The organism is Longitalea luteola, assembly GCF_017356035.1.
Lineage (GTDB): Bacteria > Bacteroidota > Bacteroidia > Chitinophagales > Chitinophagaceae > Niastella > Niastella luteola.
Genome location: NZ_JAFIQX010000008.1, coordinates 247,206 through 261,578, shown reverse-complemented (window position 1 = coordinate 261,578; position 14,373 = coordinate 247,206). Strand labels below are relative to the sequence as shown.

Annotated in this window: 14 protein-coding genes; 4 read left to right on the top strand and 10 right to left on the bottom strand. The window is 45.9% G+C overall.

Translation table 11 applies throughout. The features are described from left to right. Positions 1–2: 2 nt before the first annotated feature. The 5 genes from JUB15_RS19555 to JUB15_RS19535 form a co-directional block, all read right to left on the bottom strand. Positions 3–1,385, bottom strand: a complete 1,383-nt coding sequence (locus tag JUB15_RS19555) for a class I SAM-dependent methyltransferase (RefSeq protein WP_207514272.1) — start codon at positions 1,383–1,385, stop codon at positions 3–5. Further along, positions 1,382–1,561 carry a hypothetical protein gene (locus tag JUB15_RS19550; protein WP_207514414.1) on the bottom strand — a complete coding sequence of 60 codons (180 nt, stop codon included), beginning with the start codon at positions 1,559–1,561 and terminating at the stop codon, positions 1,382–1,384. The genes JUB15_RS19555 and JUB15_RS19550 overlap by 4 nt, the downstream gene beginning before the upstream one ends. Continuing rightward, complete coding sequence (locus JUB15_RS19545; protein WP_207514271.1) at positions 1,558–2,673, bottom strand: M42 family metallopeptidase; 1,116 nt, start codon at positions 2,671–2,673, stop codon at positions 1,558–1,560. The genes JUB15_RS19550 and JUB15_RS19545 overlap by 4 nt, the downstream gene beginning before the upstream one ends. 68 nt (positions 2,674–2,741) lie before the next feature. Beyond that, the gene (locus JUB15_RS19540; protein WP_207514270.1) at positions 2,742–3,584 is read right to left on the bottom strand and encodes a UbiA prenyltransferase family protein; all 843 of its coding nucleotides are present in this window, start codon (positions 3,582–3,584) and stop codon (positions 2,742–2,744) included. A 47-nt stretch (positions 3,585–3,631) separates the two neighbouring features. After that, complete coding sequence (locus JUB15_RS19535; protein WP_207514269.1) at positions 3,632–4,093, bottom strand: hypothetical protein; 462 nt, start codon at positions 4,091–4,093, stop codon at positions 3,632–3,634. 52 nt (positions 4,094–4,145) lie between these two features. On the opposite strand from JUB15_RS19535, the gene JUB15_RS19530 reads away from it, so the two are divergent. The 3 genes from JUB15_RS19530 to JUB15_RS19520 all read left to right on the top strand — a co-directional run bounded on the left by JUB15_RS19530 (position 4,146) and on the right by JUB15_RS19520 (position 6,225). Beyond that, on the top strand, positions 4,146–5,132 hold the full coding sequence (locus JUB15_RS19530) for a LuxE/PaaK family acyltransferase (RefSeq protein ID WP_207514268.1): 987 nt from the start codon (positions 4,146–4,148) through the stop codon (positions 5,130–5,132). A gap of 65 nt (positions 5,133–5,197) precedes the next feature. Further along, the gene (locus JUB15_RS19525) at positions 5,198–5,569 is read left to right on the top strand and encodes a hypothetical protein (RefSeq protein WP_207514266.1); all 372 of its coding nucleotides are present in this window, start codon (positions 5,198–5,200) and stop codon (positions 5,567–5,569) included. A gap of 179 nt (positions 5,570–5,748) precedes the next feature. After that, positions 5,749–6,225 carry a cupin domain-containing protein gene (locus JUB15_RS19520; RefSeq protein ID WP_207514264.1) on the top strand — a complete coding sequence of 159 codons (477 nt, stop codon included), beginning with the start codon at positions 5,749–5,751 and terminating at the stop codon, positions 6,223–6,225. A gap of 11 nt (positions 6,226–6,236) precedes the next feature. Here the strand turns inward: JUB15_RS19520 and JUB15_RS19515 are convergent, their stop codons facing one another. The 3 genes from JUB15_RS19515 to JUB15_RS19505 all read right to left on the bottom strand — a co-directional run bounded on the left by JUB15_RS19515 (position 6,237) and on the right by JUB15_RS19505 (position 9,969). Then, positions 6,237–7,310, bottom strand: a complete 1,074-nt coding sequence (locus JUB15_RS19515; RefSeq protein ID WP_207514262.1) for an oxidoreductase — start codon at positions 7,308–7,310, stop codon at positions 6,237–6,239. Between the two features lie 61 nt (positions 7,311–7,371). Then, positions 7,372–8,481: a D-TA family PLP-dependent enzyme gene (locus JUB15_RS19510; RefSeq protein WP_207514260.1), complete on the bottom strand. Its 1,110-nt coding sequence runs from the start codon at positions 8,479–8,481 to the stop codon at positions 7,372–7,374. A gap of 138 nt (positions 8,482–8,619) precedes the next feature. Further along, a complete protein-coding gene (locus JUB15_RS19505) occupies positions 8,620–9,969 on the bottom strand; it encodes a gluconate:H+ symporter (protein WP_207514258.1) in 1,350 nt (449 codons plus the stop codon). A 222-nt stretch (positions 9,970–10,191) separates the two neighbouring features. Between JUB15_RS19505 and JUB15_RS19500 the strand changes: the two genes are divergently transcribed. Further along, positions 10,192–11,199: a metal-dependent hydrolase gene (locus JUB15_RS19500; RefSeq protein ID WP_207514257.1), complete on the top strand. Its 1,008-nt coding sequence runs from the start codon at positions 10,192–10,194 to the stop codon at positions 11,197–11,199. Between the two features lie 116 nt (positions 11,200–11,315). Here the strand turns inward: JUB15_RS19500 and JUB15_RS19495 are convergent, their stop codons facing one another. Next, positions 11,316–12,488 (bottom strand): phospholipase D-like domain-containing protein, encoded by a 1,173-nt coding sequence (locus tag JUB15_RS19495; protein WP_207514256.1) that lies wholly within the window; start codon positions 12,486–12,488, stop codon positions 11,316–11,318. 66 nt (positions 12,489–12,554) lie between these two features. After that, the gene (locus JUB15_RS19490) at positions 12,555–13,787 is read right to left on the bottom strand and encodes a FecR family protein (protein WP_207514255.1); all 1,233 of its coding nucleotides are present in this window, start codon (positions 13,785–13,787) and stop codon (positions 12,555–12,557) included. Positions 13,788–14,373 lie beyond the last annotated feature (586 nt).

The following is a 14,373-nucleotide window of genomic DNA, read 5'->3' as shown; positions in this document are numbered from 1 at the left end:
CGTTATTTTCTTTTCATTCTGTACAACGTTCTGCTGGTACCAGGTACCGGTCTTCTGTCAACAATATTGAAATACATGGTAAAAAACTGTTCAAAGTGTGCCTGGTCGTAGTCGATAAAGGTATCGGGCCGGCTACTTAGCATCTGTTGCACCTTCTCGTCTTCTTTTGGCACAAATTCAATGATCAATTCAGGGGCAATGTCGTTAAAATAATCTGCCAGTACCCGCAATGAAATGTTTTTTCCTATGACCAGGTGATGAACGAGCGCCAGCGCTGCCACAAGGTCAGTTTTAATACGATCATGAAAGGCAGCGCGTTCCTGGTTGTGAAAGCCAATGGCCGAGGAGGGATTGGCAACATCCAGCATCAACGGTAGGATATTCTCAATTTTATTTTTCTTCACCTCCTGGTACAGCTTCGAAATACACCGGTTGTCGGCATCTGTGGCAATCACCTGCAGCTGGTGAGCCGCGAATAATTTGGAAAAATGACCATCGTTAGCGCCCAGGTCAAGCACACTCCGGGCATTCGTTTGCCGGCAAAAATCCTGGATGATCCTTTCCTTTTCGTGAAGGTATTCCTTACTCAGGATAGTATCTTCATAATAATTGCTCCAGGTGGTTTTATACGTTTTATTCGCCGGTAAATTTGTAATGATGCTGGTCAGGTGACTGACCACATCGAGTAGTTTCTTTTTATTAAAGGCGCCGTTTGGTTTATTCGAACGGGCGCTGGCGCTGGTGCTGGTGGAAGCACTGTGCTGTAAATATACATGCAGCCATACGCCCAGGCTCAGGCGGCTTTTTAAGGGCAGGAGCCTGGCCACAAAATCAACCGGTATACCATCTATATAAGTGCTGAGCAGCTTTTGAATATCGGTTTTCAGGTAATGTTCCAGGTAAAGGGGAAAGAGGAAATTCTGACAGAACTGCCGGTAAGCGATCCACGGCAGTTTGGGATCATAGTTGTTGAACGACAGGGTATCTATGAATACCGGCCTGCCCTTATGGAACTGGATATTATACGGCGTTGCATCTTTCAATATCATGCCATGCTGTAACGACGTTTTCAGTATCGAAAGGGTGAGCAGGGCAGCGTCCTGGATTTGTTCAAAACACCATTCGTAGGGGTAAGAAATATAGGGAACAGGCTCGGGCAGCAGGGTGGTATACCATTCAGGGGTGTCGGTTATGTTTTCAGCCAGCTCTTCATGCGGAATTAGCTGTTTACTGCCTGTCAGCTGCTGGTATAACCCCGAGTCCATTAATTGGCGGTATTCGACGGCATAAAACTGGTTTACCTGCCGGTAAACAGTGCCTTCTGATCTGAATACAAAACCGGAAGGATCCTTAAATGATGACGGATGGCGCTTGTACGTTGTCATTTCACAATCTCTTCTCCCTCTGCGTCTTCTTTTTTAGGCTTGTAGAAAAAAGCCTTGATCTTCCACCAGATATTTTTAAAGTAAAATAACGCGCCCACGATAGCGGCAATGATCATTTGTATCAGATAACTGCCGCTACCCGGGTCAACATATAATAAAATGCAGGAATGGATCACAAGTAACTAAGATTTGTTTTAGGTGTTAATGTCAGCAACGTCTCATACATTAATCTAATGGTTTGCTCAATATCGCTTTTATGCAACATTTCAACCGTTGTATGCATATAACGTAATGGAATGGAAATTAGTACTGACGGGCAGCCGTCATTTGCGTATGCAAATGAATCGGTATCAGTGCCGGTACTGCGGGAAACGGTGCGCAATTGCACGGGAATTTCGTGTTTTTGCGCCACATCCTGTACCAGGCTCAGCAGTTTGTTATGTACTGCTGGTCCATAAGCCAGTGAAGGGCCTTTTCCGCAGCTCACGTCGCCTTCAATCACTTTATTGATCATGGGCGTATAGGTGTCGTGCGTAACATCGGTAATGATGGCCACATTGGGTTTTATGCGGCGGGCGATCATTTCTGCGCCCCGTAATCCGATTTCCTCCTGTACGGCATTTACCACATATAAACCGAATGGTAATTGTTTTTTGTTTTCCTTGATCAACCGGGCTACTTCAGCGATCATAAAGCCTCCCACGCGGTTATCGAAGGCACGGCCGATAAAATAATCGAAGGCCAGTTCGTCGAAGCCATCCTGGTAGGTTACTACCGCACCCACATGAATACCCAGTTCTTCCACTTCTTTTTTAGAACGGGCGCCGCTGTCGAGGAAGAGGTTTTCCACTTTCGGCTGCGGGTCCTTGGTATCGGGGTTGTGTAAGCGGGTATGAATAGCCGGCCAGCCGAAAACAGCTTTTACCGGTCCTTTCTTTCCATGGATGAATACCCGTTGTCCCGGGGCAATTACATGGTCAACCCCTCCATTACGTTTCAGGTAAACCAACCCTTCAGGTGTGATATAGTTCACAAACCAGCTGATCTCATCGGCATGCGCTTCAATCACCACTTTGAAAGTGGCATCGGGATTGATAACACCCACAGCCGTACCGTAAGGATCAACAAAAGTGGTATCAACCAGCGGTTTTATATATTCTAACCATAATTTCTGCCCGCTGCTTTCGAAGCCAACGGGTGATGGGGTATTGATGTAAGTTTTGAGGAATTTCAGCGATTGATCTGAGAGTCCGGAGGTAACAGCGGCGTTCGTTTTACTTTTAGCCATATTTACAGTATTAAAAGGTAAAATCCTGTTCTATATATGATAAATATATCAATTTAATTGGCGCAAAACTACTTATTTGAAACGAATATCGTCAACAGCGATGAAAACATCATCAGCCCGTCGAGCACGAAATAATACAGGTAATCGCTGAAGTTCTTTTTGGCCACCGGGTACAGGGCGGCAGTAATAACGCCGGAAACAAGCAGCAAAACAATGGTGAGCGCAGAAAATCCGTAAAAGTACAGGGCGATCGTACTTACGGCAAAACCAACAAGCGACAGGGCAAACAGGTTGTTGATGCCCCTTTCATTGAAGTACGTGATCATGCTGCGTATGCCTGCCTTTTTATCATAATCGCGGTCGCGGTAATCGAATATGATACAAATGGCGTATATAAGCAGAAAGCGGCTGGTGCAGAATAAAAAGGAAGCTGCATGCCAGTGATGGTCATCGATGGCAATGGGTAAGAAGGTGGTTACATACATCCATACAAAGGCCAGGAACAGGGTTTTGCCCACGGCTATTTTGCTTAGCCAGGCAAACGGGCCGAACTGTAATTTGGGAGCTGAATACAGGAATGTAAGCAGCACAGCGCCGCCCAGCCAGATCCAATGCTCAACGAAATGAAAGAAATACCATATGGAAACGATACCGCCAATGGCAGTTAATACCAGGTGCAGCTGCTTATGATGCAGGGTCCAGCGTACCCGCTCATTTTCACTGGTTGCATCGGCGCTCAGGTACCAATGGAAGTTATAACTGCAAAGGGTTGAAAAAAAAACAAATACGAGATAGCCATAAATGTCATAATGCAGGGAAAGTAACTGATTGGTTTGAACGACCATCAACAAGGCACAACCGGCAATGAAACAACTGGAAAACAGGAACCAATCGAATAAATATTTCAACATCCTTCAGCGCAGATCTGCAGGTAAAAAATGATTATAAAAAAACAGGCTTATTGCTGGCGCTCAACTACGATCAATCCGCTCTCGACGGTATCGCTGATATTTTTGGCTTTATCCTGCAAAACGAACTGGAAAATAAGTGAATCGGGTGCTGCATTGGGGGGTGAACCCGGGTCTTCGGCAGAAATGACGTAGCCCTGGTAATCGAAAGTAAGCCGGATGGTTCCTTTTGTTTTTTCAGGAACATCGCCCGGCAATTGAAGGGCAAAGCTGTCGCGCAGGGTTCTGGCTACTTTCTTTTGATTGATCCGGATCTTTCTAACAAAAATGGAATCTGTTATATCTCCTTCTTTATCAGTATATTCTAAATCAATAGTAAGTGGGAAATTGAGGGGAACGGGGTTTGGCCCGATAGACTTTATTTCAATAGTAGGTTTACTCTGGTACTTATCTTTGCTGCAGGCGGCGATCCCTAACAAAAAAAGAGCGCTATATAAAACAAGCTTTTGCATATTTGTTAATTATCGTGTACAAAATTATAGGCCAAAAGTCTGCAATAAATTTATGATTTGTGAAATAGAAGATAAAATTTTTACGGTTGAACCAGCTGATTTTGAACAACTGGCGCTCGAAGTCTTCCAATTCCAGTACAATAATAATGCTATTTATCAGCATTACGTAAACGCGCTGTCAATAGTTGGGTCAGGTGTGCGTTCGGTGGAACAGATCCCTTTTTTACCCATCCGTTTTTTCAAAACGGCCGATATAAAAACCACCGCTTTTGAGCCGGAAGCTGTTTTCGAGAGCAGTGGTACCACGCAAACCATCAATAGCCGGCATTATGTTAAGGACCTGAATATTTACCGGCAAAGTTTTTTAAAGGCCTGGGAAAAATTTTACGGTCCGCTGCAGGAATGGTGTGTTATCGGGTTATTGCCTGCTTATCTCGAGCGGCAGAACTCATCGCTGATAGTTATGGTCAACGATATGATAAAGCTTAGTCAGCATGCGTATAGCGGGTTTTACTTATATGAATATGAGAAACTGGCGTCGGTTTTACAGGAACTGGAAAAACAGGGCCAAAAAACCATACTGATCGGCGTTACGTTTGCGTTGCTTGATTTTGCCGAGCAATTCCCGATGCCGCTGCAGCATACGATAATAATGGAAACAGGTGGTATGAAGGGCCGCCGCCGGGAAATGACCCGGGAAGAAGTGCATGTATTGTTGACGACTGCTTTTCAAACCCCGGCTGTGCATTCGGAATATGGCATGACGGAGCTGTTATCACAGGCTTATTCATACGGACATGGCGTTTTCAATTGTGCGCCCTGGATGAAAGTGCTGGTGCGGCAGGATGATGATCCGCTCGATGTTCGGCTAGCCGGCAGCGGGGTGATCAATATTATTGACCTCGCCAACCTGTATTCCTGTTCTTTCATTGCAACGGATGATGTAGGCATTGTTAAACCAGATGGCAGTTTTGAAGTGCTGGGACGGGTAGATACCAGCGACATCAGGGGATGTAACCTCTTAATTGCAGGTGTATAGATTTTAACAGCCTGGTATGCAACGATTGCACCATAACATTAGTCAAAGGCTAAAAGAAAACCGATATGAAATTTTTATTTATTCTGATTGCATTACCCGTAATGGCGTCCAAATGTAATAAGAACAAGGGAAATGATGATTATTTAAGAGGAAAGGTAGTGCGTATTTCCTGTGCCAGCTTTGTGGTACAGGTATTGAACAATGATTCTTTTGGTGAGGATGGCTGGAAGGACATGACGAATAACAATGCGCAATACGATAATGTATTTACGGCCGGCAATGCCTGTAAAATACCTTCCGACGTTAAGGCAGGCGCTACTATCCGCTTTAAAGCAAGCAGCCCAAAGTCGAACGATTGTGTTCATTGTATGATGTTCGATGGCCCGCCCACGGCAAAATATGACATTACCGATGTTATGATCGAAGAAGGAAAATAAAATCGTAAATAAACTACGCCGCCATCCCAACAACTGTGGATGGCGGTTTTTTTTATTGAAATAACCTGATAGGCTGTAACCGGCGTTGTGTTCATCATTGGCAGGGTTAGCAACTTCCTACATGAAGTGTGAAGTTATTTTAGTAACTTCAGAGAACAATCCCCATTTAACATACAGCCATGGAGACCAAATCAACGCGCGGCTTTAAAATAGATGCCGGCAATGATCGCTTTAATGAGCAGATCACGTTTTTAGGTGGCACCTTTGCCTGTAAAGTATCCTCTAATGACAGTAAACAAGGTTTTTGCGTGTATGATACTACTAAAATGGCTAAAGGTGGTCCACCTTATCATTTTCACTACGTGCAGGATGAATGGTTCTATATCCTCGAAGGAGAATTCGTTTTCAAGATCGGTGATGATATCTTTAATGCCAAAGCAGGGGATGCGGTTTTTGCGCCGCGCCAGATTCCCCATACGTTTGCCAAACTAGGTGATTCAAATGGCAGAATGGTGCTGGTGTATCAACCCGCCGGAACGATGGATGAATTCTACTTACAGGCGAGCCAGCTGCCTGATGGCACCTTGCGCGATTTTGAACGTTTATACCGCATTCATGGCATGGAAATAGTAGGCCCGCCATTGAAATTTGAGTAGTTCAGAAAGAACTACCGATAAGCAACAGGCATTAATCCGGTACATGGAAGAGTGCGTTGTTGCTGATGGCTTTCAAAAGCCAGTTCAATAAGGCGGATCGTATTGTATCCATGTTCTATTCTTTCCCGCACGGGTTTGTTGCCTGCAATGGTTTCATACAGATTTTTATAATACAGGGCATAATCTCCTTTATGCGAAGGATATCGCTCCCGGATTTGCTTTCCATCTGCCTCTGTGTGCAATATGCCGTAAATAGCTTCGTTTTCTTTACCCCAGTCATCGCCAACCGGTGGTGCGCCGGCTCGCAACAGGGCTTCCTGCGGGTCTTCGCCTGATTTTACAAATGATCCCTTAGTGCCATGGATCAAATACCGGGGGCCTGGTTCCCGCACCAGCATGCCGGCTTGCAAGATCACTTTCAGAAATCCATAATCGAGCCGCAGATCAAAATAGTCATCCACTTTGGCATGTGGCCGCTGCAGGCGAATATCGGCGGCAATGGTATTGGGCATGCCAAACAGGTACAATACCTGGTCGATCAGGTGAGGGCCCAGATCGAATAAAATTCCGCTGCCGGGCAATTCATGTTCGCGCCATGCCTGTGGCCGTGCCTCGGCGCGATAGCGGTCATAATGGCCTTCAAAAGTATGAACGGCGCCCAGCAGGTTTTTATCCAGCACTTCGCGTATGGTTATAAAGTCGCTTACATACCGGCGATTCTGATAAACACTCAAAACCTTCCCGCTCTGTTGTGCGATCTCCAGTAATTGTTTGGCTTCTGCCGATGTGTTGGTGACCGGTTTTTCCAACACCACATGTTTCCCCGCTTCCAGCGCAGCCTTGGCATAGGGAAAATGTGTTTCATTCGGCGTGGTGATCACTACCAGGTCAATACTATCGTTATTGAGTAATTCTTCAATGCTTCGCACCACCTGCACAGAAGGGAACTTCTCCCTGGATTCCGCTTTATGCCGTTCTACCACACTTACCAGCCTGTAATTGTTATTGGTAGTTATAAAAGGGGCGTGAAACACTTTTGCTGAAATGCCAAAACCTACTAAGCCAACGTTTATCGGGGAATTCATGATTTCGCTTTTAGCTGACAAGTTAACGGGTATTGAGAACTTAGAACTTAAAACTTAGAACTTAAAACTGTATTTTCCTGTCACGGGCAACGATCATCCATTCGCCGCTGACCTTGCCATGCTCAACAGTATAAGCTCTTTCGTATAAGGCAATGGTCGGACAAACATGCTGTGGTATGCCATACAATACATCTCCGGGTTTAAAGGAATGACCTTCGCCTGCATATAAAACCAGGTGTTCTTCACTTTGCGAAACGGCTTTTAATGCGGGTGCATCTGGGAAGAAAACGCGTTTGCCGATCTCGTTTTCAGCCGCTATTGACTTATGACCCAGGTCAACACAGATGTGATCGGCATTGGGCAACGAAACCACCCGGGTTACCACCAGGGCTGCTACTTGAAAAGGTTGTTCAGTACATTGATCGAGATAGCTTTTGTCCCAGAAAATAAAAGTGCCCGGACTGCATTCTACCGCTTCCCGTTTCGCATGTATGGGAAAGCTGGGTGATCCGCCGGCAATGATCTTTATGTCCGAATAGCCCAGTGATTGCAGCGTCGCTTTTAGCGTTTCTGCCCGCGCAAAAGCTTCATTGCTGGTGGCCGTGCGTTCTTCCAGCGTGCCGCGGCTATGCCCGTCATAGGCATGTAAACCTGCTATTGATAAACCGTTGGTTTGTGCGCAATAGTTATACAGGGCAACCGCTTCTTCGCCCGGTGGTATGCCTGTGCGGTTTTGCCCGACATTCAGATCGATATAAACAGTAATGACAGCGTTTGCTGCCGCAAAAGCACTGGCAATGGCCGCTGCACTGGTTACATTGTCGACCAGGCAGGCAAATTGGGTGCCGGGATATTGCAGCGTCAGCGTTACCAGTCGTTGCAGTTTCGGACCAACAGGTTGATATGCGAGCACAACATCGGGCGCGCCACACATGGCTAACATTTCTGCTTCAGCAATGGTGGCACATTTAAACTTGCCAATGCCAGCGGCCATCAGGAGCTGGGTAGCCTCTTTTGATTTGTGGGTCTTTGCATGCGGGCGCAGCCGCTGCGGATCATCGATCATTCGCGTGAGCAAGGTTATATTCTCTTTTACCCGTTCAGGATATATGACCAGCGCCGGGGAATCGATTTCTTCTATGTTGTGGATCTGGTACCAGTTTGCTTGCATGGTTGGTCGTTTAATGTCGTGAAACGGCAATCGGCCTTGAATTTCGGTCGGCGCAAGGTCGGTTATTAATTTCAATTATAGTGAGCCACTCACCATTCACCATTCACCATTTCAAAGGTAATAAATGGCAGAACCACCTTATATAAAAATATCCATGATCAGAACGCCGATCAGTCCCACCACCGAAACGATCGTTTCCATTACCGACCACGATTTGATGGTATCACGGATGCTGAGGTTGAAGTACTCTTTGTACATCCAGAAGCCCGAATCGTTCACGTGTGAGAACAACAAACTGCCAGCCCCGATGGACAATACCATCAAATTCGGATTAACGTGCATTTGCGGTATGACCGGGGCAATGATGCCCGCGGCCGTCAGGCCGGCCACGGTGGCCGATCCCACACAGATACGGATGACGCCTGCTATTATCCAGCCAAGGATGAGGGGGTGAATCTGCCATCCTTTAATATTTTCTGCAATGGCCTTACTTACGCCGCTATCGGTGAACACCTGTTTCAATACACCTGCGCCAGCCACGATCAACAGGATGAGGGCCACATCTTTGATTGCGTCGCCATAAATATCCATGATCGTTTTCATGGAACGGCCGGTGTGTATGCCCAGGGTAAAGGTGGCGGTGAGCAGCGAGAGCAGCATGACGATCACCGGATCACTTATAAATGTAATGAATTGCCGGGCGGTGCCTTGTAAGGTGATATGGATAGCCGGGATCTTGTTGAGCAATATTATAATAAGCGGAATACTGGTGGTGATGGCGATAAGTAATACGGGCAGCAGGGCGGTTAAAAAACTGTTTGCCGTATTAGGCAGTTGCTCATCGGGGATCTGTTTCGTTTGAAACGTTTGCAAAGGCGTGCTGCGGATATGCTTCAGCGTTTTAGAGAAAAGAGGTCCGGCCACAATAATAGCTGGTACGGCCAGTAAGATACCATATAACAGGGTAAGGCCCATATCGGCTTTCAGTTGTGTTACCAGCGCAGTGGGCGAGGGATGCGGTGGCAAGAACCCATGGGTTACCGACAACGCGGCCAGCATGGGCAGGCCGATATATACCGCAGGTAATTTATACTGGTAAACAACGGAAAAGATCAGCGGCACCATCAGTACAAATCCAACATTATAATATAACGGAATGCCCACCACAAAACCGGTGATCATTAATGCCCATTGCAGGTTCTTTTCCCCGAAAGTGCGCATGAGCACCCGGGTGATCTTCTGTGCGGCGCCGCTTTCTGCTACCAGTTTTCCCAGCATGGCGCCAAGTCCGATAATTATAACCAGTGACCCTAGCGTATCGCCAATGCCTTTTTGAACAGATGTGGTGATTTGGTCGAGCGGAATGCCCAGCGCGAGGCCGGCGCCAATGGATACCAGCAGGAAGGCTAAAAACGGATTCAGCTTAACCCAGGATATCAGCAGCACCAGGGCAATAATGCAAAGCAATACGATGAATAGTGTTGTCATGTGAATGGATATGGCAGTAATGGTGGCGGTTAAACGAAATTTCCCCACTTAGCGACTTAATTTCCCCCTTACTAATATAGTGAAACTTTTGCGGAATGGTGGACCTGGTTTTTTTAGTGCTGCGTTTTGAATTAATAGTTTCTAGGTTCCAGACTTATTGGGTTTGTAATTTGTCGCGATGTCGAATAACTGAATAATTGAATAACTTCTTAACTTTCCGCCATGGATTCTGTTACGCATATTGTATTGGGAGCCTGTATTGGTGAATTGTTTATAGGAAAGAAAGCGGGCAAACGGTCGTTGGTGATGGGAGCTGCAGCGCAAAGCCTGCCCGATATTGATTTTGTTGCTTCCTTCTGGATGACGCCTACCCACGATTTGATCGCCCACAGGGGCATCACCCACTCTTTATTATTTGTGTTGATCGTAACGCCGCTGCTGGCCTGGCTGGCCGACCGATGGCGGCGTCCGCATGATATTCGTTTTTCCATCTGGCTATGGTTTTTTGCAACGGAGCTATTGGCGCACCTGTTGCTCGATTGCTTCAATGCCTATGGCACCGGTTTGCTGGAGCCTTTCTCGCACCGGCGGTTTTGTATGCATGCCATGTTCGTGGCTGATCCGTTGTTCACCATTTTGCCGGCCATCATTGCGGTAATGCTGTTCTTTATGCGGCGGGATTTTAACCGGAAACGCTGGGCTACCATTGCCATCGGCTGGTGTATTTTCTATTTAGGCATCGATGTATTTAACAAGGCGATTGTAGAGGGGGCGGTGCAACGGGTCACAAAAAAGGAAAAAATAGAATACCGCCGTCATTTTACCACACCTACACCGCTGAACAATTTGCTATGGTATGTAGTGCTGGAAGATGATAACGGATACCATATCGGGTACAGATCGGTGTTCGATCGCAAGCCGCATATTGATTTTACTTATTTCCCCAGGAATGATTCGTTATTAAACCCGGTAAAAGACCTGGAAGAGCTGAAAGACCTGTTTATTTTTTCCCAGGGATACTATACCATTGAGAAGGAAGACAATTACCTTGTCTTTAACGATCTTCGTTTTGGTCAGCGGGTAGGCTGGTATAAACCGAATGCCGGTTTCGTTTTTCATTATTACCTGCAACGGCCTTATGGCAATAACATGGTGGTGCAGCGCGGCCGCTTTGCCAATTGGGATAAAGCCGCGTTTATGTCGATGTTGCAACGGATCAAAGGAGAGTAGGCATAATTAGCTAATTTGCAAATGTGCTAATTTGCCAATTAGCTAATGTGCTATTGGCTCAATGGATACAATTGCAGCATCAGCTTCAGCTGTCGCTTCACGATAAATTAACTAGCTCATCGTTGTTTAAAGTAGAATGTAAATAAATAGAAAATAATTCGTACCAGCCAATAAGAACAATATTGAATGAACCGCTGGAAGGCATTGTACTTTTTATTGAACTCTTCTTCCGTCACCAGCACGCAATCATTTTCCAGAATGGCTTCCAGTTTTTCGTGCACCTGTGAGGCAAATTCCGGATCATTCACATCGATATTTAATTCCACGCTGGCATAGGCGCTGATGTCATTGACATTGTAAGAGCCAATGGTCACCCATTTTCGATCGCGGGTGGCCATTTTGCCGTGTAATACCGACCTGGTGTATTCGTAAAGTTTAATGTTGCGCTTCAGCATCCAGCGGTACATGTACCGTTCGGCATGTTTGGCCAGCCTTACATCCGATTTTTCAGCTACGATGATGCGAACGTCAATACCGCGCCTGGCGGCTCTTGACAGGTGGTGCCTGATAATAGTGCCTGGTAAAAAATAACCCGACATGATGATCACGCTCGAGGTGGCCTTTTTCAACAGGTCGATATAACTCCTCGAGATCTGGTTCTTGCGTTTCACCCAATCGTTCCGGCGAATGCGAACGGGAGTATTTCCCATTTGTGGGATAGAAGGAAATTCGTGCCGCAGGCTTCTTTTTAAAGCCATCTGCCCAGGCTTTGCCCATACATCGATGCATAATCTATACAGGGCTATGGAAGCCGGGCCTTCAACAAATAAGGCCCAATCGAGCCAGGCGGGTTGATCTTCCAGGTCGTTGTAGCGGTTGCTGATATTGATGCCGCCTACGAGACCATAACGGCCATCTGCCACCAGCACTTTGTGGTGCATACGGCGGCCGAAGTAGAAGTTCTCACTTTTTAAAAGCGGTTCAAAAAAACGGAAATGAACGCCGGCAGTAAGTAACTCTTTTATAAAGCCGGCCGATAGGGCTTTTGAGGCATAACCATCGGTAAGCAGATATACATGAACACCGCGTTTGGCAGCATCCATGAGGGCATTGCCTATTGACCGGCCGGTTTCATCATCTTCGTAAATGTACACCTGCAGGTGTATCGAATGCTTCGCCTCTTTGATCAATTGGGCAAGTGTTGTGAAATAGTCCCTGCCTCCCCTGACCAACCTGACCTTATTATTCGGAATATATGCTGATGATTTTTTACCAGTACCGCTTAACATAGCTGCCAAGCTACAAAAATAATGAACGCGGTGTAAATCGACGGCATCACATCTATGGCGGGATGATTATTTTTTACCGGGATGAACAGTGATAAGCCGTTTGTTGATGGTGAAGGTTACTCCTCCTGTATATTCAAGCATATGCAGTACCGACCTGATGTCTGATGCGCGTTGAACTTCGCCGCTGAAGTGTAATGACGGAACACCCGGATCATACGTAACATCCATGTCGTACCAGCGGGTCAGTTCGTTCATGACCATTTTAAGCGAGGTGTTCCTGAAAACGAATTCTCCATGCGTCCAGGCTATTTCCTGCTTTACATCAACATCTTCAACGGTAACAGCCGTGTCCTGCGCAATTAGCTTCTTGCCTGGGCTGAGCAAGTTGGTTTTATTGTTCCGGTTTACCTGAACGAGTCCTTCCACAACCGTGGTTTGTGAACGGTTATCTTCTTTATAGGCAGAAATATTAAAGGAAGTACCTATTGCCTGTACTTCCATATTATCAACGCTGACTATGAATGATCTTTTACGGCCGCCTGAGTTGGGAATAACGGATGATTGTACTTCAAAATAGCCTTCACCGGTGAGCACGACGCGGCGTTCATCTGAATTGAAATGAACCGGGAACTGCAGGGTAGAAGCGGAGTTTAACCATATTTTGGTGCCATCATCCAATATAAGCTGGTATTCGCCGCCACGTGGAGTACGAAGGGTATTGTAGCCGGTTGTATTGGCAGTGGCTGCTGATAACTTATATTCAAGCTGCCCATTTTGATTTTTTTGGATCATCACATTACCCTGCCGGGCAATGCTGCCATTACTTATTTCGCTAAGGGTTATAGTTGAACCATCGGCCAGGATCAGAACAGCTTTTTTAGTATCAGGGAGGTCGCCGGCCGCTTTCTTTTGCGCAACAACAGCAGAGACCGGTGTAGCGGTTTTATTTTTATGTTTGTTTAAAGAAAAGTAAGCAATACCGCCGGCTACCAGTACCAAAAGGGCCGCAACCATATACCACCATATTCTGAAGTATACCCGTTTGCCGCTCACTTCATTGAGGAGGATCTGATGGGTTAATTTTTCAAATGCCTGGTTATGATCATAGCTGTTCATTTCATTAAGGTCGTGGGTCAGGAGTTCGGCATCCATCAGTTGCTGGAATAATAACGGATTTTCGTCATCCTCCTGCAGCCAGGTATCCAGTTGCTGCTGTTCGGCAGGCGTTAGCCTTTCCTGCATATTTCCGACGATCAGGGAGGCGATTTGAGTTACTTTGTCTATTTGTTGTTCATTCATCAGAATAAGTTTAATGCTTTAGTTGTAAATCAGGGTATGTCGGAACCAGGGTACGCCTAAGATCAATCCTGCAAAACGGTGCAGCGGAAATGATGTTGCATTTGATATTATTGTAAAAACAACATTTGTTGTCATTTGTACTAAAGGGTTTGGAGAAATCTTTAATAAATTGACAGGTTTACAGAATAATTTTCAAAAAATGGGTAGGAATGCTAATGGTTTAGCCATTTTACCCGGAATTTACATAAAAATTTTCCTAAGATCGGGGAAGGTATTATTTATACGGATAATGTGAATCGGGTTTTTATGTAGTGACAATCACCAAGCGGGTTGTAATCATCTGCGCTAAAAAAATCTTTATCCTCTATTAATATAAAACAAATGAGATTGGGGATTTACCTAAACGAATTGGTAAAAACCTGAAAGGTTATGATTGTAATCAAGGAAACTCTTGTCGGAGGCGGAGGTCTGAAGTCCGAAGGCTGAAAGCTGAAGGCTAAGGGCAATAGACAAAAGGCACAAGGCTGAAGGCTGAAAGCTGAAAGCTAAAGGTAATAGACAAAAGGCACAAGGCTGAAGGCTAAAG

Bases quoted from the DNA above. Each gene is read 5' to 3' on its own strand.
- JUB15_RS19530 (WP_207514268.1), top strand. From the start codon at position 4,146: ATGATTTGTGAAATAGAAGATAAAATTTTTACGGTTGAACCAGCTGAT.
- JUB15_RS19510 (WP_207514260.1), bottom strand. From the start codon at position 8,481: ATGCAAGCAAACTGGTACCAGATCCACAACATAGAAGAAATCGATTCC.
- JUB15_RS19495 (WP_207514256.1), bottom strand. From the start codon at position 12,488: ATGTTAAGCGGTACTGGTAAAAAATCATCAGCATATATTCCGAATAAT.
- JUB15_RS19505 (WP_207514258.1), bottom strand. From the start codon at position 9,969: ATGACAACACTATTCATCGTATTGCTTTGCATTATTGCCCTGGTGCTG.
- JUB15_RS19490 (WP_207514255.1), bottom strand. From the start codon at position 13,787: ATGAATGAACAACAAATAGACAAAGTAACTCAAATCGCCTCCCTGATC.
- JUB15_RS19520 (WP_207514264.1), top strand. From the start codon at position 5,749: ATGGAGACCAAATCAACGCGCGGCTTTAAAATAGATGCCGGCAATGAT.
- JUB15_RS19500 (WP_207514257.1), top strand. From the start codon at position 10,192: ATGGATTCTGTTACGCATATTGTATTGGGAGCCTGTATTGGTGAATTG.
- JUB15_RS19535 (WP_207514269.1), bottom strand. From the start codon at position 4,093: ATGCAAAAGCTTGTTTTATATAGCGCTCTTTTTTTGTTAGGGATCGCC.
- JUB15_RS19515 (WP_207514262.1), bottom strand. From the start codon at position 7,310: ATGAATTCCCCGATAAACGTTGGCTTAGTAGGTTTTGGCATTTCAGCA.
- JUB15_RS19555 (WP_207514272.1), bottom strand. From the start codon at position 1,385: ATGACAACGTACAAGCGCCATCCGTCATCATTTAAGGATCCTTCCGGT.
- JUB15_RS19545 (WP_207514271.1), bottom strand. From the start codon at position 2,673: ATGGCTAAAAGTAAAACGAACGCCGCTGTTACCTCCGGACTCTCAGAT.
- JUB15_RS19525 (WP_207514266.1), top strand. From the start codon at position 5,198: ATGAAATTTTTATTTATTCTGATTGCATTACCCGTAATGGCGTCCAAA.
- JUB15_RS19540 (WP_207514270.1), bottom strand. From the start codon at position 3,584: ATGTTGAAATATTTATTCGATTGGTTCCTGTTTTCCAGTTGTTTCATT.